15 protein-coding genes are annotated in these 18,926 nt (G+C 75.0%); 9 read left to right on the top strand and 6 right to left on the bottom strand.

Annotated elements, in window-relative coordinates; all coding sequences use genetic code 11:
* Positions 1-6: 6 nt before the first annotated feature.
* Both ACFVGY_RS03770 and ACFVGY_RS03765 read right to left on the bottom strand, forming a co-directional pair.
* Positions 7-2,943: an FAD-binding and (Fe-S)-binding domain-containing protein gene (locus ACFVGY_RS03770; RefSeq protein ID WP_385670420.1), complete on the bottom strand. Its 2,937-nt coding sequence runs from the start codon at positions 2,941-2,943 to the stop codon at positions 7-9.
* 25 nt (positions 2,944-2,968) lie between these two features.
* The gene (locus ACFVGY_RS03765; protein WP_385670417.1) at positions 2,969-3,430 is read right to left on the bottom strand and encodes a MarR family winged helix-turn-helix transcriptional regulator; all 462 of its coding nucleotides are present in this window, start codon (positions 3,428-3,430) and stop codon (positions 2,969-2,971) included.
* Positions 3,431-3,531: 101 nt separating this feature from the next.
* Here ACFVGY_RS03765 and ACFVGY_RS03760 point away from each other — a divergent pair, with 101 nt between their 5' ends.
* Entirely contained in the window at positions 3,532-5,382 is a 1,851-nt protein-coding gene (locus ACFVGY_RS03760) for an ABC transporter ATP-binding protein (RefSeq protein WP_385670414.1), read from the top strand.
* A 55-nt stretch (positions 5,383-5,437) separates the two neighbouring features.
* Entirely contained in the window at positions 5,438-6,298 is an 861-nt protein-coding gene (mltG, locus tag ACFVGY_RS03755; RefSeq protein ID WP_385670411.1) for an endolytic transglycosylase MltG, read from the top strand.
* Positions 6,299-6,379: 81 nt separating this feature from the next.
* On the opposite strand, the gene ACFVGY_RS03750 is transcribed toward mltG, so the two are convergent.
* From ACFVGY_RS03750 to ACFVGY_RS03740, 3 genes are all read right to left on the bottom strand, one after another.
* Complete coding sequence (locus tag ACFVGY_RS03750) at positions 6,380-7,588, bottom strand: FAD-dependent oxidoreductase (protein WP_385670408.1); 1,209 nt, start codon at positions 7,586-7,588, stop codon at positions 6,380-6,382.
* A 94-nt stretch (positions 7,589-7,682) separates the two neighbouring features.
* Positions 7,683-9,047, bottom strand: coding sequence for a cytochrome P450 (locus ACFVGY_RS03745; RefSeq protein WP_385670405.1), 1,365 nt, complete (start codon positions 9,045-9,047; stop codon positions 7,683-7,685).
* Positions 9,048-9,119: 72 nt separating this feature from the next.
* Positions 9,120-9,599: an Lrp/AsnC family transcriptional regulator gene (locus tag ACFVGY_RS03740; RefSeq protein WP_385670402.1), complete on the bottom strand. Its 480-nt coding sequence runs from the start codon at positions 9,597-9,599 to the stop codon at positions 9,120-9,122.
* Positions 9,600-9,780: 181 nt separating this feature from the next.
* On the opposite strand from ACFVGY_RS03740, the gene ACFVGY_RS03735 reads away from it, so the two are divergent.
* The 3 genes from ACFVGY_RS03735 (at position 9,781) to ACFVGY_RS03725 (ending at position 13,975) form a co-directional block, all read left to right on the top strand.
* On the top strand, positions 9,781-11,382 hold the full coding sequence (locus tag ACFVGY_RS03735) for an SDR family oxidoreductase (protein WP_385670399.1): 1,602 nt from the start codon (positions 9,781-9,783) through the stop codon (positions 11,380-11,382).
* A gap of 15 nt (positions 11,383-11,397) precedes the next feature.
* The gene (locus tag ACFVGY_RS03730; protein ID WP_385670396.1) at positions 11,398-12,771 is read left to right on the top strand and encodes a cryptochrome/photolyase family protein; all 1,374 of its coding nucleotides are present in this window, start codon (positions 11,398-11,400) and stop codon (positions 12,769-12,771) included.
* Positions 12,772-12,841: 70 nt separating this feature from the next.
* Positions 12,842-13,975 (top strand): MerR family transcriptional regulator, encoded by a 1,134-nt coding sequence (locus ACFVGY_RS03725; RefSeq protein ID WP_385670393.1) that lies wholly within the window; start codon positions 12,842-12,844, stop codon positions 13,973-13,975.
* On the opposite strand, the gene ACFVGY_RS03720 is transcribed toward ACFVGY_RS03725, so the two are convergent.
* Entirely contained in the window at positions 13,902-14,480 is a 579-nt protein-coding gene (locus ACFVGY_RS03720; protein ID WP_385670390.1) for an RNA polymerase sigma factor, read from the bottom strand. The two genes, ACFVGY_RS03725 and ACFVGY_RS03720, sit on opposite strands and share 74 nt — an antisense overlap.
* 113 nt (positions 14,481-14,593) lie before the next feature.
* Here ACFVGY_RS03720 and ACFVGY_RS03715 point away from each other — a divergent pair, with 113 nt between their 5' ends.
* The 4 genes from ACFVGY_RS03715 (at position 14,594) to ACFVGY_RS03700 (ending at position 18,905) form a co-directional block, all read left to right on the top strand.
* Entirely contained in the window at positions 14,594-15,187 is a 594-nt protein-coding gene (locus ACFVGY_RS03715) for a histidine phosphatase family protein (RefSeq protein WP_385670387.1), read from the top strand.
* A gap of 53 nt (positions 15,188-15,240) precedes the next feature.
* The gene (locus ACFVGY_RS03710; protein WP_385670384.1) at positions 15,241-15,771 is read left to right on the top strand and encodes a hypothetical protein; all 531 of its coding nucleotides are present in this window, start codon (positions 15,241-15,243) and stop codon (positions 15,769-15,771) included.
* 316 nt (positions 15,772-16,087) lie between these two features.
* Positions 16,088-17,581, top strand: coding sequence for an FUSC family protein (locus ACFVGY_RS03705; RefSeq protein ID WP_385670881.1), 1,494 nt, complete (start codon positions 16,088-16,090; stop codon positions 17,579-17,581).
* A gap of 190 nt (positions 17,582-17,771) precedes the next feature.
* The gene (locus tag ACFVGY_RS03700; RefSeq protein WP_385670381.1) at positions 17,772-18,905 is read left to right on the top strand and encodes a nitric oxide synthase oxygenase; all 1,134 of its coding nucleotides are present in this window, start codon (positions 17,772-17,774) and stop codon (positions 18,903-18,905) included.
* The last annotated feature ends 21 nt before the right edge of the window (positions 18,906-18,926 follow it).

The raw sequence follows: 18,926 nt of genomic DNA, 5'->3' as shown, positions 1-18,926 counted from the left end.
ACCGGGTCAGGGACGCGTGGCGCGCTCCAGCTCGACCAGGGCGGAGTGGTAGGGGCGGCCGGTGGCCCGTTCCATCCCCACCTCGCACATCCGGTTCGCCGACAGGTACGCGTCGAACTCGCGTTCGGTCACCTCTGCCGCCTCGCGCGCCGTCGCCGAGGCCGCCAGCTCCGGGTGCAGCATCCCCCGGTCGCCCGCGAAGGCGCAGCAGCCCGCGTCGGCCGGAACCACCACCTCCTGCGCGCAGGCCTCGGCCACCGCCCGCAGCGCCCCCTCCGTGCCCACGTGCCGCATCGAGCAGGTGGGGTGGAGGACCGCGGAGCCGGTGGTGCGCCGCACGGCCAGGCGCGGCAGCAGCTCCTGCGCCGCCCAGACGACGGAGTCGACGACCGTCAGTTCCGCGTGCAGCGCGCGGTTGTCGTCGGTCAGGTAGGGGACCACCTCGCGCGCGATGCCCAGCGCGCAGGACGAGGCGTCGACCACGAGCGGGAGCCGCCCGCCCGCGGTCCAGCCCCAGGCCGCCTCCACGATCCGGTTGGCCATCACCCGGTTCCCGGCGTCGTAGCCCTTGGAATGCCAGATGGTCGCGCAGCAGGTGCCGGCCACGTCGGGCGGGATCCACAACGGCTTCCCGGCCCGCTCCGACACGGTCACCACGGCCTCGGGCAGGCTGGACCCGGGCTCGCCCCGCGGCCCGCCGAAGATCCGGTTGATGCAGGCCGGGTAGTAGACGGCCGCCGCCCCGACCCGCCGGGTCGGGGGGAGCCCGCGGGCGGCGGCGCCGGGGAGCCGCGGCAGCCACTGCGGCACGAGGTCGGGGCGCAGGGCCCTGCGCGCGGCCCCCGTGACCGCCTCCAGGAGCCGGTCCCCGGCGATGCCGGAGACGGTGCCGGCGGCGGCCACGGCCAGCCGCGCGGCGCCCTCGACGGCCGTGAACCGCCGGGCGGCCAGTTCAGCCGCCCACTCCTCGCGCGGACCGTGCCGGCGGTGGCGGAAGTCCTTCATCAACGCGCCCGTGTCGATGCCGACCGGGCAGGCGAGCATGCAGGTGGAGTCGCCGGCGCAGGTGTCCACGGCGTCGTACCCGTAGGAGTCGAGCAGCTCGTCCAGCACCCGGGAGGCCGGCTGCTGGCGCACCATCTCCCGGCGCAGCACGATGCGCTGACGGGGCGTGGTCGTCAGGTCCTTGCTGGGGCAGGTCGGTTCGCAGAACCCGCACTCGATGCACGGGTCGGCCACCGCCTCGACCCGCGGGATCGTCTTCAGGCCGCGCAGATGGGCCTGCGGGTCGCGGTCGAGGAGGATCCGCGGGGCGAGCAGCCCCTCCGGGTCGACGAGCCGCTTGGTGCGCCACATCAGTTCCGTGGCCTCGGGCCCCCACTCCAGCTCCAGGAAGGGGGCCATGTTGCGGCCCGTGGAGTGCTCGGCCTTCAGCGAGCCGTCGAACCGCTCCACCGTGAGCCGGCAGAACGCGTCCATGAAGGCCGCGTAGCGCGCCACGTCGGCCGGCCGGGCGGCATCGAAAGCGAGTAGGAAGTGCAGGTTGCCGTGGGCGGCGTGACCGGCGACGGCGGCGTCGAAGCCGTGCTCGGCCTGGAGCGCCAGCAGTGCCTCGCAGGCCTCCGCCAGCCGTGCCGGCGGGACGGCGAAGTCCTCGGTGATCAGGGTGGTGCCGGGGGCGCGGGCCCCGCCGACGGCGGTGACGAAGGCCTTGCGCGCCGTCCAGTAGCCGTGGAGGGTCCGCGGGTCCCGGGTGAAGGCGTTGGCGACGGAGGGCACCGGCGCCACCAGCTCCAGCCGGGCCAGCACGCCGGCGGCGTGCTCCTCGTACTCCGCCAGACCCGTCTCGTCCGGGGCGCGGAACTCCACCAGCAGGGCGGTGGTGTCCTTCGGTAGGCGGGCCCAGTCACCGGGGACTCCCGCGACGCTGACGGAGGCGCGCAGGGTGTTGCCGTCCATCACCTCGACGGCGAGGGCGCCCGCCTCGTTGAACAGCGGCACGGCGGCCGCCGCGGCGGGCAGCGAGGGGAAGAAGAGCAGCGCGCCGGAGACCCTGCGGTCCAGGGGAAGGGTGTCGAAGACCAGCTCGGCGAGGAAGCCGAGGGTGCCCTCGGAGCCGACCATCAGCCCGCGCAGGATCTCGACGGGGGTGGCGCCGTCGAGGTAGGCGTCGAGGCGGTAGCCGGTGGTGTTCTTGATCGCGTACTTGGCCCGGATCCGGGCGACGAGCTCCGGGTCGGCCTCGATCTGCCGTTTGATCTCCATGAGGCCGCGGCAGAGGGCGGGCTCGGCGCGGGACAGCTCCTCGTCGGCCAACGGGTCGGCGGTGTCCACGACGGTGCCGCCGGGCAGCACGAACGTCAGGGAGGACAGGGTCCGGTACGCGTTCCTCGTGGTCCCCGCCGTCATGCCGGAGGAGTTGTTGGCGACGACCCCACCGAGGGTGCAGGCGATGGCGCTGGCCGGGTCGGGGCCGAGGACGCGGCCGTGCCGGGCGAGGGCGGCATTGGCCCGAGCCACGGTGGTGCCCGGGCGGATCCGGGCCCGGAGCCCGCCGTCCAGGACCTCGATGCCGGTCCAGTGGCGGCGTACGTCGACGAGGATGTCCTCGCCCTGGGCCTGGCCGTTGAGCGAGGTCCCGGCGGCCCGGAAGACGACCTCGCGGCCGTGCCCGTGGGCGTACGACAGGAGCGCGGAGACGTCGTCGATGTCCTCCGCGACCACCACCACCTGCGGCACGAAGCGGTAGGGGGAGGCGTCGGAGGCGTAGCGGACCAGGTCGGAGGCCTTCCACAGCACCTTCTCGGTGCCGAGCAGCTCCGTCAGCTCGCCGCGCAGCGGCTCGGGGGTGCCGCCGGCGCGCCACTCGGGCAGGCGGTCGGGGGCGGGGCCGCCGATGCCGTGCGGGCGCAGGGCCCCGGGCTTCGGTTCCAGCAGCGGCATGTGCGACCCCTCGCTCCTCGGCCCGTCAGCAGCGGCGCCCCTCCGGGGCGTCCGTGAGGGCGGCCAGCAGGCCGCCGAGCAGGTCCCGCTGCTCGGCGCCCAACGGAGCCAGGATCTCCTCTGCGGCGTCGGTTCGCGCGCTGCGCAGCCGCCGCAGCGTTTCGCGTCCCGTGTCGGTGAGCTCGATCCGTATGACGCGCCGGTTGGCCGGGTCGGGGGCGCGGCGCACGCACCCGGCCGCTTCCAGCCCGTCCACCAGGGTCGTCACGGCGCGGGGCACGACCTCCAGGCGGGCGGCGAGATCCGCCATCCGGGGTGGCTGTTCACCATCGGAGTACGAGACCAGGCGCAGCAGCCTGCTCTGGGCGGGAGTGATGCCCAGCGGCTCCAGATGGCGCTTCTGGATCCGGTGGAGCCGTCGGGTCAGCCGCAGCAGCTGCTCGGCGAGCACGCCGTCTGTGCTGTCGGTCTCGGGAGCGGTGCTCATACTGGGAACAGTAGCAGGACCCGACTCATTGTGAGTATAGGTAACAATGAGCTATGCTCGCCTGAGTCGTCGGGAGTCCGAGTCCCGTCATAAGGAGGCCCATGCGCTCCGAAGAACCGAATTGGACGCCATCGAAGGAATCCCTCGACCCCCGCCGCCCCGGCCCCGGGGAGCGGCCGCGCGAACTGCGCCGGATCATGGGCCTCTTCCGCCCCTATCGCGGCCGGCTGGCCGTAGTGGGTCTCCTCGTCTGCGCGTCCTCGCTGGTCGGCATCGCCTCGCCGTTCCTGCTCAAGGAGATCCTGGACGTCGCCATCCCCGAGGGGCGCACCGGGCTGCTCAGCGTGCTCGCGCTTGGGATGATCCTCATCGCCATCGTGACCAGCGTCTTCGGCGTCCTGCAGACCCTGATCTCCACCACGGTCGGCCAGCGCGTCATGCACGACCTGCGCGCAGCCGTCTACGCCCAGCTCCAGCGGATGCCCCTGGCCTTCTTCACCCGCACCCGCACCGGTGAGGTGCAGTCCCGGATAGCCAACGACATCGGCGGCATGCAGGCCACCGTGACCACCACCGCGACCTCGCTCGTCTCCAACCTCACGGCCGTCGTCGCCTCCGTGCTGGCCATGCTGGTGCTCGACTGGCGGCTCACGGTGGTCTCGCTGCTCCTGCTGCCCCTCTTCGTGTGGATCAGCCAGAGGGTGGGCCGCGAGCGCAGGAAGATCACCTTCCAGCGGCAGAAGCAGATGGCGGCGATGGCCGCGACGGTCACCGAGTCGCTGTCGGTGAGCGGCATCCTGCTCGGCCGGACGATGGGCCGCGCCGACTCGCTCACCCGCTCCTTCGCCGAGGAGTCCGAGAAGCTCGTCGCCCTCGAAGTGCGCTCCAGCATGGCCGGGCGCTGGCGGATGTCCACGATAGGCATCGTCATGGCCGCCATGCCGGCGCTCATCTACTGGGCCGCCGGCATCGCCCTGCAGTCCGGCGCCCCGTCCCTCTCCGTCGGCACGCTCGTCGCCTTCGTCACGCTCCAGCAGGGCCTGTTCCGGCCGGCCGTGAGCCTGCTGTCGACCGGCGTGCAGATCCAAACCTCCCTCGCGCTGTTCGCGCGCATCTTCGAGTACCTCGACCTGCCGGTGGACATCACCGAGCGCAGGGACCCCGTGCGTCTGGAGCGGGCCACGGGCGAGATCCGCCTGGAGGACGTGCACTTCGCGTACGACGCCGAGAGCGGGCCCACCCTGACGGGCATCGACATCACCGTCCCCGCCGGCGGCTCCCTCGCCGTCGTCGGCCCGACCGGCTCCGGCAAGAGCACCCTCAGCTACCTGGTGCCCCGGCTGTACGACGTCACCGGCGGACGGGTCGCCCTCGACGGGGTGGACGTACGCGACCTCGACTTCGACTCGCTCGCCCGGTCCATCGGCGTGGTCTCCCAGGAGACCTACCTCTTCCACGCCTCGGTCGCGGACAACCTGCGCTTCGCCAAACCCGACGCCACCGACGAGGAGATCGCCGACGCGGCTCGCGCCGCCCAGATCCACGACCACATCGCATCCCTGCCCGACGGGTACGACACCCTCGTCGGCGAGCGCGGCTACCGCTTCTCCGGCGGTGAGAAGCAGCGCCTGGCCATCGCCCGCACCATCCTGCGCGACCCGCCGGTACTGATCCTCGACGAGGCCACCAGCGCCCTCGACACCCGGACCGAGCACGCCGTGCAGCAGGCCATCGACACGCTCTCCGCAGGGCGCACCACGATCACCATCGCGCACCGGCTCTCGACCATCCGCGACGCCGACCAGATCGTCGTCCTGGATCAGGGCCGCATAGCCGAACGCGGCACGCACGAGGAACTGCTGGCGCTCGGCGGCCGGTACGCCGCCCTGGTCCAGCGGGACCGGGAGGCCGCCCAAGCCCACCCGCCCACAGCGGAACGTGTGATCGTATGACGTATATAGGGGCGTGATGTCGGGAATGCGACGTTTCGCGGGGTAGCGTGCCCGCATGCGTCATGAGTACCGGCCGCCACGGCGTCGTCACCGGCTCACGCGCCGGGGCCGTCTGGCGCTCTTCCTCGGCATGCTGCTCGTGATCGGGACGGCCGTCACCCTCGGACCGCTGCTACGGGACGAGGAAGAGGAGCCCCCCGAGCAGCCGCGCGCGCTGGTCATCCCCGAAGGATGGCGCGCCCCCCAGGTCTACGCGGCCATCGACCGCGAGCTGAAGCTCCCGGCCGGCTCTGCGAAAGCGGCGGCCGTCACGGCCCAACTGGCCCTGCCCGCGGAGGCAAAGGGCAACCCGGAGGGCTTCCTGTTCCCGGCCTCGTACCCGGTGACCTCCCGGACCACGGCCGCCGAGCTGCTCGCGTACATGGTGCGGACGGCCAACGCGAAGCTCGGTACGCGCGTCGTCGCCGACGGCGCCAAGGCCCACGGGATGACCCCGTACCAGACGGCCACCCTCGCCAGCATCGTCGAAGCCGAGGCCGACACCCGCACCGACATGGGCAAGGTCGCCCGTGTCGTGCACAACAGGCTGGCGCGGTCGATGCCGCTGCAGATGGACTCCACCATCAACTACGCGCTGAACCGCCGCACGGTGGACACCAAGATCAGCGACACGCGCATCGACCACCCCTTCAACACCTACCGCCGCCAGGGACTGCCGCCGACGCCGATCGACAGCCCCGGGCTCCAGGCCATGGCGGCGGCCGTGGCGCCGACGCCCGGCGACTGGCTGTACTTCGTCACCGTCAAGCCGGGGGACACCCGCTTCTCGGCGACCTACGAGGAGCACAAGCGGCACGTCGCGGACTTCAACCGGGCCCGCGCCGCAGCGGCCGCGGCTGCTGGCCCGGTCCGGTAGGCCCCGTACGGTCGAGCCGCACGGTCGGGCCCGCACGGCAGGGCCCCTGCCCGCCCCTGCCCGCCCCGGCCCGTCGGCCCCTCAGGCCCCGGCCGGTTCGAGGGCCTCCCGCGCGGCGGCGTCCCGGGAGTCCGCGTCCCGGGAGTCCGCGTCCCTGGAGTCCTTGTCCCGCAAGTCCGCGGCGTCGTCCTGCGCGCCGCGGCCCAGCAGGCGGCGGATCTCCCGGACCGCCGCACCGCCCGCCCGGTTGGCGCCGATCGTCGACGCCGACGGGCCGTATCCGACCAGGTGGACCCGCTCGTCGCGGACCGCGCGGGTGCCGTCGAGGCGGATCCCGCCGCCCGGTTCCCGCAGCCGCAGCGGGGCCAGATGGTCGACGGCCGCCCGGAACCCCGTGGCCCACAGGATCACGTCGGCCTCCACCTGCTCCCCGTCCGCCCAGGCCACACCCGTCGGCGTCACCCGGTCGAACACGGGCCGGCGGTCCAGCACGCCCGAGGCGATCCCGTCCCGCACGCCCTCGTTCAGCGGCAGCCCGGTCACGCTGACCACGCTCTGCGGCGGCAGCCCCTGCCGTACCCGCGCATCGACCAGGGCCACCGCCGCCCGGCCCTCCGCCTCCCCGAAGGACCCGTCGCGGAACACCGGGGGCCGGCGCGTCACCCAGGTCGTCGCGGCCGCCACCCGTGCGATCTCCAGCAGGTGCTGCACGGCCGAGGTGCCGCCGCCCACGACGACCACCCGGGCCCCGGCGAACGCCTGCGGCCCCGGGTAGTCCGCCGTGTGCAGCTGACGTCCCCGGAAGGACTCCTGACCCGGGTAGCGGGGCCAGAACGGCCGGTCCCAGGTGCCGGTCGCGTTGATCAGTGCCCGCGCCGACCAGACGCCCGCCGAGGACTCCACCCCCAGCCGCCCGCCAGCGCCCTCCCGGACGGCCGCCACGTGCACGGGGCGGCGCACGTCCAGGCCGAACCGACGCTCGTACGCGGTGAAGTACTCACCGATCACCGCCGAAGACGGGCGCGACGGGTCGGCGTCCACGAGCTCCATGCCGGGCAGCGCGTGCATGCCGTGCACCTTGCCGTACGTCAGCGAGGGCCAGCGGAACTGCCAGGCGCCGCCCGGGCGGGGCGCGTGGTCCAGGACCACGTGGCCGATGCCCGCCCGCGCCAGGTGGTAGGCGCTGGACAGGCCCGCCTGCCCGGCGCCCACGACCACCACGTCGACCTCGGTGCCGCCGTCCCCGCCGGCAGAGTCGGCGCTCGTCGTCTCCCGCGCGAAATCGTTCACGGTTCTACTAACTGGGGCGGGCGCCGGGATCTTCCCCGTCCGCCGGAGCCCGCCGGAGCGCCGGAGCCCGCCGCCGGAGCCCCGCCCGACCCGGTCAGGGCGTTCTCAGCGTCGCCGGCACCGGACCGGCCGGCTGCAGCGTCAGCCCGGGGAACACCGCGGCCGGCTCGGGACCGGTGTCGAGGTGGAAGCGCCGGGCCAGCACCGCCAGCACGAGCACGGCCTCCACCAGGGCGAACCGGGCACCCAGGCAGGCCCGCGGCCCGCCCCCGAAGGGAATCCAGGCCTGCTCCGCCGCCAGGTGCCCGGCATCCGCGTCCCACCGCTCCGGGCGGAAGGCCCCCGGTTCCGGGAACCAGCGCCGGTCGCGGTGCATCGACCACGGGCTGGTCCACACCGCCGTCCCCGCGGGCACGCTCCGCCCGCCGATCGCCGCCCCTTCCCCGGCGACGGCCGAGATCAGCCAGACCGGCGGGTACATCCGCAGCGCCTCCTTGACCACCTGCCGGGTCCAGGGCAGCCGCTCGTAGTCCTCGTACACGGGTAGCCGCCCGCCGAGCACCCGGTCCAGCTCCTCCGTCAGCCGGTCCCGCGCCCCGGGGGTGGCCGACAGCAGCTGCCAGGCCCAGGTCAGGGTGGTCGACGTGGTCTCGTGGCCGCCGATGTAGAGCGTGATCGACTCGTCCCGCAGCTCCTTGCGCGACAGCGGTGCGCCGTGCTCGTCGCGGGCGGCCAGCAGCCGGCTCAGCAGGTCGTCCCGCTCCGCCCCGCCCGCGGACGCCGCCTCGTGCTCCCGGATGACGTGCGCGATCTCCCGGTCCAGGACGGCCACGGCCCGGCGCATCCGCTGCCGCCCCGGAGTCCGGATCCAGGGCGGCAGGAACAGCGTCAGTCCGCGGAACTCGGCGCCCAGTTCGCGCTGGGCCGTGGCCATGGCCGCGCTGATCGGGGCCTCCCGGCCGGCCGCGTCGGTCCCGAACAGCGTGCGCACCGCTATCCGCTGGGTGAGCCCGGCCATCTCCCGGTGCACGTCGATCCGCCCGCCCCCGGCCCAGTCGCGGGCCAGCGCATCGGCGCATTCCACCATCGTCGCGGCGTACGAGCGCACCTGCCGCGGGCGGACGGCCGGCTGGACCAGCGCCCGCTTGCGCCGCCAGTCCGCGCCGGTGGCGACGACCACGCCGTCCCCGAGCAGCTGGTGGAAGGCCCAGCCCAGCTCCATCGGCCGGAACGTCTTCTCCACGGCGCCCAGCAGCTCAGCGGCGTGCTCGGGCCGGGAGACCAGGACGTTGCGCCGTGGGCCGAGGGCCCACGGCACCCAGTCCCCGTACCCGTCGCGCAGGGACTCGAAGAAGGCCAGGGGATCGCGGGCGAAGGCCGGCAGGTTCCCGACGAGGGGCCACCGGCGCGGTCCGCGCTCGGTGCCCGGGGGCAGCAGGGTGGCGGTCACGCCACGCATGGTCGCAGCGCCCCGCCCGCCCCGCCAGGCCCCGTGCCCGACAGACGGCGCGGAACGGGTGCTTCAGGCCCGTCAGGGTCTGCGGGCCGCCCGCCCCACGGACTCGACCAGCGGCAGCAGCCGGTGCGCCACCCGCTCCCGCAGCGCCACCTCGGTACGGGTCCGAACCACCCCCGGGAGCCGGATCAGCCGCTGGATCACGTCCTCCAGGTGCGCGTTGTCCCGCGCCGCCACCCGGGTCAGCAGGTCCCCGCCACCCGTTATCGAGAACGCCTCGATGATCTCGGGAACCTCCGCCAACGCCACGCCGACCTCGTCCAGGCGGCCCTGGGTCACCTCGATGTGCACGAAGGCCAGCACCGGATGGCCGAGCGCCGCGGGGGAGAGGACGGGCCCCGTCCCGGTGATCACACCGGTGCGCTCCAGCCGGTCGAGCCGGGCCTGGAGGGTGCCGCGGGCGACCCCGAGGATCCGGGCGTACTCGCGGACGCTCGTGCGCGGCTGTTCGATCAACAGGCGCAGAATCCGGGTGTCGAGTTCGTCCACCGCCATGCCGCGACTGTACCAATGGCTCAGTACCGTGCTGCGCCGCGTCCGCGCCGCAGCCGCGTCCGCGCCGCAGCCGCAGCCGCAGCCGCAGCCGCAGCCGCAGATGCGGAACGCGGTGCATCCGGATACGCCGGCCCGCCCGAATCCCCTACGGGGACAGGGCCCAAGGAGCGGAAGGGAACCCATGAGCGGTCTGCACTGCCTGGTCACCGGGGCCAGCGGCTACATCGGAGGCCGGCTGGTGCCCGAGCTCCTGGGCGCGGGCCACCGGGTCCGCTGCCTGGCCCGGTCCCCCGAGAAGCTGCGCGACCACCCGTGGGCGGGGCGCACCGAGATCGTCCGTGGCGACGCCGGCGACGAAGGCTCCGTCGCGGCGGCCCTGCACGGCATCGACGTCGCCTACTACCTCGTCCACGCCCTCGGCGGCGGCTCCGGATTCGAGGAGCGCGACCGCGACGCCGCCCGGATCTTCGCCGAACAGGCCCGCGCCGCGGGCGTCCGCCGCATCGTCTACCTGGGCGGCCTCACCCCGGCCGGCATCCCCGTGCACGCGCTCTCCCCCCACCTGCGCTCCCGCGCCGAGGTCGGCCGGATCCTGCTCGCCTCCGGGGTGCCGACCACCGTCCTGCGCGCCGCCGTGATCATCGGCTCCGGGTCGGCGTCCTTCGAGATGCTGCGCTACCTCACCGAGCGGCTGCCCGTCATGGTCACCCCCAGCTGGGTCGGCACGCGTGTCCAGCCCATCGCCGTCCGCGACGTCCTGCGCTACCTCGTCGGCAGCGCCGGCATGCCGCCCGGGGTCAGCCGGGCCTTCGACATCGGCGGCCCCGACGTCGTCACGTACGAGGAGATGATGCGCCGCTACGCCGCCGTGGCCCAGCTCCCCCCACGGTTCATCCTGCGCGTGCCGATGCTGACCCCGGGCCTGTCCAGCCACTGGATCGGCCTGGTCACCCCGGTGCCGCGGGCCCTGGCCCGGCCCCTCGCCGAGTCCCTGCGCCACGAGGTCGTGTGCGCCGAGCACGACATCGCCCGCTGGGTCCCCGATCCGCCGGGCACCCCGATCGGCCTGGACCGCGCGCTGGAACTGGCCCTGCAGCGCGTACGGGAGGCCCGGGTCACCACCCGCTGGTCCTCCGCCGCCGTGCCCGGCGCACCGAGCGACCCGCTGCCGACCGACCCCGACTGGGCGGGCGGCAGCCTCTACACCGACCGGCGGGAGCTCGCCGTAGAGGCCTCGCCCGGCGCCCTGTGGCGGGTGGTCGAGGGCATCGGCGGCGAGAACGGCTGGTACTCCTTCCCCCTGGCCTGGGCGGTACGGGGCTGGCTGGACCGGCTCGTCGGCGGCGTCGGCATCCGCCGCGGCCGCCGGGACGCGACCCGGCTGAGGGTGGGGGACTCCCTGGACTTCTGGCGGGTGGAGGAGATCGAGCCGGGCCGGCTGCTGCGGCTGCGCGCCGAGATGCGGCTGCCGGGGCTGGCCTGGCTGGAGATGTACGCGGAGCCCGGGGCCGGAGCCGACGGCGGCGCACGCTACCGGCAGCGGGCCCTGTTCCACCCGCACGGACTGCTCGGACACCTCTACTGGTGGAGCGTGTCCCCGTTCCACGCCGTGGTCTTCGGCGGCATGGCCCGCAACATCGCCCGCGCCGCACAACGCCTGGACGGCGAGGCGAGCACCGCGTCCGCCGCATCAGGCGCATCCGCTACATCCGCCGCATCCACCGCGCCCGTACGGGCCGAAGTACCCGATGACAGCCGCCCTCCGAAGCACGGGCGGCCCTGACGCGGAGCGAGCCACATGAACGTCGCAGTGGTCCTGTACACCTCAGACCTGCGCCTGCACGACCATCCGCCGCTGCGCGCGGCCCTCTCCTCCTGCGACCGGGTCGTGCCGCTCTTCGTCCGGGACCCTGCCGTCGACGCCGCCGGATTCGCCGCCCCCAACCGGCTCGCCTTCCTCGCCGACTGCCTCGCCGACCTCGACACCGCCCTGCGCGAACGGGGCGGCCGCCTCGTGCTGCGCTCCGGCGACACCGTCGACGAGGTCTGCGCCCTCGCCCGGGACCAGGACGCCGACGAGGTCCACTTGGCGGCCGGCGTCAGCGGCTACGCCCGGGCCCGCGAGGAGCGGCTGCGCGCCGCCCTGGAAGCCGAGGGGCGCCGGCTCTACGCCCACGACGGAGTGGTCACGGCCGCCGCCCCCGGCTCCGTGGTCCCCGCCGGCTCCGACCACTTCGCCGTGTTCACCCCGTATTTCCGCCGCTGGGCCGACGTTCCGCTGCGCCGGGTCCTGGCCGCCCCGCGGTCGGTGCCCGTGCCCGACGGGATCGGCTCCGATCCGCTGCCCCGGCGGCAGGCCCTCGCCGGAGTCTCCCCGGGGCTCGCGCGGGGCGGCGAGCGGGAGGCCCGGACCCTCCTGACCCGCTGGCTGCACGGGGGACTCGCCCGCTACGGGGACCTCCACGACGACCTGGCCGGCGACGGCACCTCCCGCCTCTCGCCGCACCTGCACTTCGGCACGCTCTCGGCCACCGAGGCCGTCCAGCGGGCCCGCGCCGCGGGCGGCCCCGGGGGCGAGGCCTTCGTCCGGCAGCTGTGCTGGCGCGACTTCCACCACCAGGTGCTCGCCGCCCGCCCCGACAGCGCCGCGCGGGACTACCGCGGCCGCGGGGACCGCTGGCGCACCGGAGCGGCCGCCGAGGAGGAGACCCGGGCCTGGAAGGAGGGCCGCACCGGCTACCCGGTGGTCGACGCCGCCATGCGCCAGCTCCGCCACGAGGGCTGGATGCACAACCGCGGCCGGCTGCTCGCCGCGAGCTTCCTCACCAAGACCCTGTACGTGGACTGGCGGGTCGGTGCCCGGCACTTCCTCGACCTCCTCGTGGACGGGGACCTCGCCAACAACCAGCTCAACTGGCAGTGGGTGGCCGGCACGGGCACCGACACCCGGCCCAACCGGGTCCTGAACCCCGTCCGCCAGGGCCACCGCTTCGACCCCGAGGGCCGCTACGTGCACCGCTGGGTGCCGGAACTCGCCGGACTCGAGGCCCCCCGGCTGCACGAGCCCTGGCGGCTCCCCGGCCCGGACCGGGCCCGGTACGACTATCCCGACCCGGTGGTCGAACTCGCCGACGGCCTGGACCGGTTCCGCCGGGGTCGGGGGGCAGAGTGACCGCCCCGCACCGCGGCTTCCGCCGCGCTCCTGCCCCCGGCCGCCGGCCCGTCGCCGTATCGTGAACGGCGTGGACAGCGCGCTCCCGCCACCGAAAGCGGCCACACCGGCACCGCCCGCGGCCGTGCCGCCGCAGCATCCGCCCGCCGTCGCGCTGAGCACCGGCGCCGTGGCCCGCCGCCTCGGCGTGTCCCCGACCACGGTCCGCTCCTGGGAGCGCCGGTACGCCATCGGCCCGGCCCACCGCGAGGACGGCCGCCACCGCCGCTGGACCCCGCAGGACATCGCCCGCCTGGAGCTGATGTGCCGGCTCACCGCGCAGGGCGTCCCGCCGGCGGAGGCCGCCCGGAGCGCCCGCGCCGGCACTCCCGGCGCCCCCGACGCTCCCGGCGCCCCCGACACCCCCGGCACGTCCGGCCGGCCCGCGACGGCCACGGCGGCCCGCCCGCCCGCAGCCCCGCCACCCGGACCCCCGCTCCCGGCTCCGGGCGGCGGCCCCGGCGGGGTCCTCCCCCTGGGCGCGGTCCGCCCCGAGTGCCGGGGGCTCTCCCGGGCCGCCGTACGCCTGGACGCGCCGGCCGTGGCCGACCGGCTGGACGCGGCCCTGGCCGAGCACGGCCTGGTCACCGCTTGGGAGGAGGTCATCGCGCCGGCCCTCCACGCCGTCGGCCGCAAATGGGCCACGGCGGGCGAGCGCTACGTGGAGGTCGAGCACCTGCTGTCCTGGCACGTCTCCGGGGCCCTGCACCGGATCCGGCCGCAGCCCGCCCCGCAGCGCACCCCGCCCGTCCTGCTGGCCTGCGTCCCGGGCGAGCAGCACACCCTCCCCATCGAGGCCCTGAGCGCGGCCCTCGGCGAACGGGGCGTGCCGACCCGGATGTTCGGCGCGGCCCTGCCCTCCGAAGCCCTGCACGACGCCGTGCGGCGTACCGGCCCGCGGGCCGTCGTGCTGTGGGCGCAGTCCCGTACGACCGCCGACCGCGCCCTGGCCCGCTCCGTGGCCGGCATCGGGTGGGGGCTGCGCGGCGCCCGCGCCCACTCGGAGCTGCTCCTCGCCGGGCCCGGCTGGGGCGCCGGCGCGGCCGTCCCGCACACCGGGCGACTGCTCGGGCTGCGCTCGGCGCTGGAACTCATCGCCCCGCCGGCACCGGGTCCGGGAGGGTCCGCCGCAACCGGTCCAGGGCCCGGCGCATATGGCTCTTGACGGTGCCCAGCGGCAGCCCCGTGCGGTCCGCGATCTGGGTCTGGGTGAGGTCCCCGTAGAAGGCCAGCCGGAGCACCTGCTGCTGCGCCGACGGCAGCCGGGCCAGCTCACCGAGGACGAGCAACCGGTCCACCGCCTGCTCCGCCTCCCCGAGCGGCGCGCTTCCCGGACCGCCCGCGACGGTCAGGGGGGCCGCCCGGGCCGCGGCGGCCGCCGCCCGGGCCCGCCGGGCCCGGGCCTGGAGGGCGTCGGCGACCTTGTGGCGGGTGATGCCGGTCAGCCACGCGCCGAAGCCGCCGGGCCCGGGCCGGTAGCGGCCCCGGCCGCGCCAGGCCGCGAGGAACACCTGCTGGGTGACGTCCTCGGCCTCCCGTTCGTCGCCCAGGGACCGGTGGGCGAGTGCGTGGACCAGGGGCCGCCAGCGCCGGTACGCCGCCTCCGTACAGCGCTCGTCGCCCGCCGCGAAACCGGCCGCGAGCCACTCGTCGCGCTCCACTGCGTCCATGCACCGAGCCTCGCGAGCACCCGCCGGCCCCGCCAGTCGCAGCGTTTCCGCATCGCTTGCCGAGGGGCGCGCCCGGCCGGCCGGGCACGGCCCGAACGGCTATCGTCCGGAGGGTGAGTGACCTGCTACTGGTGAGGCACGGCGAGACCGAGTGGAGTGCCACCGGCCGGCACACCGGGCGCACCGACGTCCCGCTGACCGCCACCGGCGCCGATCAGGCCGTCTCCCTGGCCCCCTACTTCCTGGACCGGCAGCCGGCGCTGGTGCTGACCAGCCCGCTGCGCAGGGCCGTCGCCACCGCCCGCCTCGCCGGCCTGACCGCCGACGACACGGACCCCGATCTGCGCGAATGGGACTACGGCGGCTACGAGGGCGTCACCACCGAGGAGATCCGGCGGACCCGACCGGACTGGTCCCTGTGGCGGGACGGGGTCCCGCCGGGCGACCCCGAACACCCCGGGGAGAACGCGTCCCAGGTCGGAGCCCGGGCGGACCGCGTCCTGGCCCGGGTGGCCCCCGTCCTCGCAGCGGACCGCGGTGACGCCGTCCTCATCGCGCACGGCCACCTCCTGCGCGTCCTGACCGCCCGCTACCTGGGGCTGCCACCCGAGGAGGGCCGGCTGTTCCTGCTGCGCACGGGCACCGTCAGCATGCTGTCCACCGAGCACGGACTCCCGGTGGTCTCCGGCTGGAACACACGCCCCTGAGCTGCGGGTTCACCGATACTGGGAGGGAGTTCCCGGAAGAGAGAGCCCCGTTGATGTCCTCGTACGCGTACGCCCCCGCCGACGACCCGCTGTTCGGCACGATCACCGTCCAACTCGACCACGAAGGGGGACGGCTCGTCGTGGACGGCGACGGGATCCCCCGGGCGGACCTGCGGCGGGCGGCTGCGACCCCGGTGGACGCCCAGGTCCCCATCGGTACCCGGGACCCCGACGCCCTGACCCTCGCCGTCGGCGGCACGCCCGTCGTCCTGCGGCCCGCCAAGGGATTCCTGACGCGCCGGTCCTACCGGGTGGACGCCGGCGAGGGCGGGGCGGGGTACGCGCACCGGCTGGTGCCCGTCTCCCTCGGCACGAGCCGGCTGCTCCGCGACGGTGTGCCCCTCGGGGAGTTCACCTCGACCGGGGACGGGCAGGTCACCGTCGAGTGGAGCGAGGACGGCACGGGCGCGCGACCGGAGGCGTACGACGCGGCCATGGGGTACGCGCTCGCGGCCGCTTTCGGGACCGGTGCCGAGCCGTGGTGGGAGCTCGCCCTGAACGCGGCGCTCGACCTGTGGCCCTGAGCCCGGGGTCCGGTCCGGTATTCGGCCGGCCGGGCAGGCCGCCCCGCCGGCTGGTGCAATGGCTCCGCATGGCCGACGAATTCCCGCTCGGACTGGGCCAATGGCCCAGTGATCCCGTGGCCGTTTGAGCCGCCGGGCCTGGAGATGCTTATCTGTGTCGTATCCATGTACTTTCGGCGCCGCGCAGCGCCGGGCGGCAACGAGGCCGGTCCGGGGCGCGGTGCCTTCGCCGTGCCTGCGCACCCCCACCACCCCCGGGCGGTCGCCGGGCCGGCGCGCACCACCATGAGGGGGGCGGCACACCGCCGTGAAGAGGATGTTCGTGGCTCCGGACCCGGGGCGTGCAAGACTGCGGAACTCGCTGCGGGCCGTGATCGGCGTCGGCCTCGCCGTGGCACTGGCCGAAGGGTGCGGCCTCTCCCTCACGGCGTCCATCACCGGCGGCCTGGCCGCCCTGCTCGCCCTCTTCACCGTGCTCGACGCCAGCGTGCGCGCCCAGCGCGTGACGACCGCCCTGCTGCCCGTCGCCGGGTTCCCCGTCCTGGCGCTGGCCACCACCCTGCACGGCATGCCGTACGTCCGCGACGCCGCCTTCCTCGCCGTCGTGTTCGCAGGGGTCCACGCCCGCCGCTTCGGTCCGCGCGGGCACGCCCTCGGGATCTTCGGCTTCATGATGTTCTTCGTCACGCAGTTCCTGCACGCCCTGCCGGCCCAGCTGCCCGAGCTGTACGCCGCCGTCGGCCTGGCCCTGCTCGCGTCCGCCGCGGTGCGGTTCGTGCTGTGGCCCATCGAGCGGCGCACCCCGCCCGCGCCCGTGCCGCCCGCCCTGCCCGGCACCGGGCTGGCCCGGCCGACCACCCGGCAGGCCTTCCAGACCACCGCCGCCTGCGCCTTCGCCCTCGCGGTCGGCCAGGCGCTCTCCGAGGACCGCTGGTACTGGGCCGTCGGCACCGCCTGGTGGATCTTCGTCAACACCGCCTCCCGCGGCGAGACCCTCGTCCGCGGCTTCCGCCGGGTCCTGGGCACCGTCCTCGGCATCGCCGCCGGACTGCTGATCGCCGTACCGCTGCACGGCGCCCCCGGGCCCACGGCCGCGCTCGTCGCCGTGTGCGTCTTCGGCATCTTCTACACGGCGGCCCCCTCGTACTCCTGGATGATGTTCTTCGTCACCGTCATGGCGGGCCTGCTGTACGGGTTGCTCGGAGTCCTGCACCCCGGGCTGCTGTTCCTGCGCTTCCAGGAGACCGCCGTCGGCGCGCTGGGCGCCGCGCTCGCCGTGGCCCTGATCCTCCCGGTGACCACGCACGCTGCCAACGACGCCTGGATCCAGCGGGCCCTGTACTGCGTCCGCGCCGCCACCTCGGCCGCCCTCGACCGGCTCGCCGGCGACCCCGAGGCCGACCCCGCCCCGCACGCCGCCGAACTCGAGCTGGTCCTGGGTCGCGCCCGCGCGGCCCTCGCCCCGCTCGTCCACCCGCTCAGCCCGCTGCGCGCCCGCAAGGCCCGCGCCCGGCAGGTCCTCGCCCTGCTCGACGACTGCGCCCGCGAGGTCCGCGGCCTGGTGGCCGTCGCCGCCGACCCGCAGGCCTCGCACGACGCCCGGCTGGCCGCCGCCTGCTGGCGGGTGGAGGCGGCGGTGGAGGCGCTGACCGCCTCCGACGGCACGGCCGAGCCCCACCCGCCCGCCGTCCCGGGGCCCGCGGCCGGGGAGCCGGCCCTCGTCCACCTGCACGGCCTGGAGCACGCCCTGGTGGCCCTCCACGCCCCGCTGCGCACCGATCCGCGGGCGCCGCTCGTCATGTCGGCCTGACCGCCCGGGATCGTACGCCGCGTCAGATCCGCCCCGCAGGCCGTTCGCCGCAGGATCACCCAGTGGTGTGTTCCGGCCGTTCGTGCCGTCACCCGGTTGACCTGCGGCATGTACAACGGGTGATTGTTCACCGCACATTCATGCGGCACGTACAGGGTGGATCTGTCCGGACAGGGGGTAACGGCCCGGGATGGAAATACTTCGGGAACGCTCGACCACCGACCAGGTGTGGCAAGCGGCAGAGGAGTTCGTCCTGCTCTTCCATCGGGAGAATCCGCAGGCGGGGGACCCGCGTCGGCGGCTCGCCGACGTGCGGGCCGAACTCGCGGACACCGGGACCTACCGGCACACCGCCCAGGAGCTGGCCCACGGGGCCCGGGTCGCCTGGCGCAACAGCAACCGCTGCATAGGCCGGCTGTACTGGAACTCCCTGCGGGTCCGCGACCGCCGCGACCTGACCGACGCCGACGCGATCGCCGCCGAATGCTTCCAGCACCTGCGCGAGGCCACCAACGACGGCAGGGTCAGACCCACTATCACCGTCTTCGCCCCGGACGCCCCGGACCGCCCGGGTCCGGTGATCTGGAGCGAGCAGCTGATCCGGTACGCCGGCTACGGCGACCACCCGTCGATCACCGTCGGCGACGCCCGCAACGCCCCGCTCACCGGCGCCCTGCTCGCCCTCGGCTGGAGCGGCGCCGGCACGCCCTTCGACCTGCTGCCGCTCGTCGTCCAGGGGGTCGACGACAAGCCCCGCTGGTTCGACACCCCCGCCGACGCCGTGATGGAGGTGCCGATCGAGCACCCGGAGGACCCCGGCTGGGCGGACTGGGGGCTGCGGTGGCACGCCGTTCCGGCCATTTCCAACATGTGCCTGGAGATCGGCGGGATCCACTACCCGGCCGCGCCGTTCAACGGCTGGTACATGGGCACCGAGATCGGCGCCCGCAACCTCGCGGACACCGACCGGTACAACCTCCTCCCCGCGGTCGGCCGGCGCCTCGGCCTCGACACCTCCAGCGACCGCTCCCTGTGGAAGGACCGCGCCCTGGTCGAGCTCAACCGGGCCGTGCTGCACTCCTTCGACCGGGCGGGGGTGACCATCGCCGACCACCACAGCGAGTCCCGGCGGTTCCTCGCCCACATGGCGCGGGAGGAGCGCAAGGGGCGTGAGGTGGGGGCGGACTGGTCCTGGATCGTGCCGCCGATCTCGGGCGCCGCGACCCCGGTGTTCCACCGTACGTACGACGACCGGCCCAGCTCGACGACGTACGTGCACCACGTCGGTGCCGTCCACCGGGCACAGGGCCGAGATCTGGTCTAGACCTTCTGTTACCGTCGCTCC

This window comes from Streptomyces sp. NPDC127106 (genome assembly GCF_042677605.1).
In the GTDB taxonomy this organism is placed as follows: Bacteria; Actinomycetota; Actinomycetes; order Streptomycetales; family Streptomycetaceae; genus Streptomyces.
This window is presented reverse-complemented; position numbering and strand designations above follow the sequence as displayed.

Excerpts from the sequence above, each read along its gene's own strand:
- ACFVGY_RS03770 (WP_385670420.1), bottom strand. The coding sequence starts at position 2,943 with ATGCCGCTGCTGGAACCGAAGCCCGGGGCCCTGCGCCCGCACGGCATC.
- ACFVGY_RS03765 (WP_385670417.1), bottom strand. The coding sequence starts at position 3,430 with ATGAGCACCGCTCCCGAGACCGACAGCACAGACGGCGTGCTCGCCGAG.
- ACFVGY_RS03760 (WP_385670414.1), top strand. The coding sequence starts at position 3,532 with ATGCGCTCCGAAGAACCGAATTGGACGCCATCGAAGGAATCCCTCGAC.
- mltG (WP_385670411.1), top strand. The coding sequence starts at position 5,438 with ATGCGTCATGAGTACCGGCCGCCACGGCGTCGTCACCGGCTCACGCGC.
- ACFVGY_RS03745 (WP_385670405.1), bottom strand. The coding sequence starts at position 9,047 with ATGCGTGGCGTGACCGCCACCCTGCTGCCCCCGGGCACCGAGCGCGGA.
- ACFVGY_RS03740 (WP_385670402.1), bottom strand. The coding sequence starts at position 9,599 with ATGGCGGTGGACGAACTCGACACCCGGATTCTGCGCCTGTTGATCGAA.
- ACFVGY_RS03735 (WP_385670399.1), top strand. The coding sequence starts at position 9,781 with ATGAGCGGTCTGCACTGCCTGGTCACCGGGGCCAGCGGCTACATCGGA.
- ACFVGY_RS03730 (WP_385670396.1), top strand. The coding sequence starts at position 11,398 with ATGAACGTCGCAGTGGTCCTGTACACCTCAGACCTGCGCCTGCACGAC.
- ACFVGY_RS03720 (WP_385670390.1), bottom strand. The coding sequence starts at position 14,480 with ATGGACGCAGTGGAGCGCGACGAGTGGCTCGCGGCCGGTTTCGCGGCG.
- ACFVGY_RS03710 (WP_385670384.1), top strand. The coding sequence starts at position 15,241 with ATGTCCTCGTACGCGTACGCCCCCGCCGACGACCCGCTGTTCGGCACG.
- ACFVGY_RS03705 (WP_385670881.1), top strand. The coding sequence starts at position 16,088 with ATGTTCGTGGCTCCGGACCCGGGGCGTGCAAGACTGCGGAACTCGCTG.
- ACFVGY_RS03700 (WP_385670381.1), top strand. The coding sequence starts at position 17,772 with ATGGAAATACTTCGGGAACGCTCGACCACCGACCAGGTGTGGCAAGCG.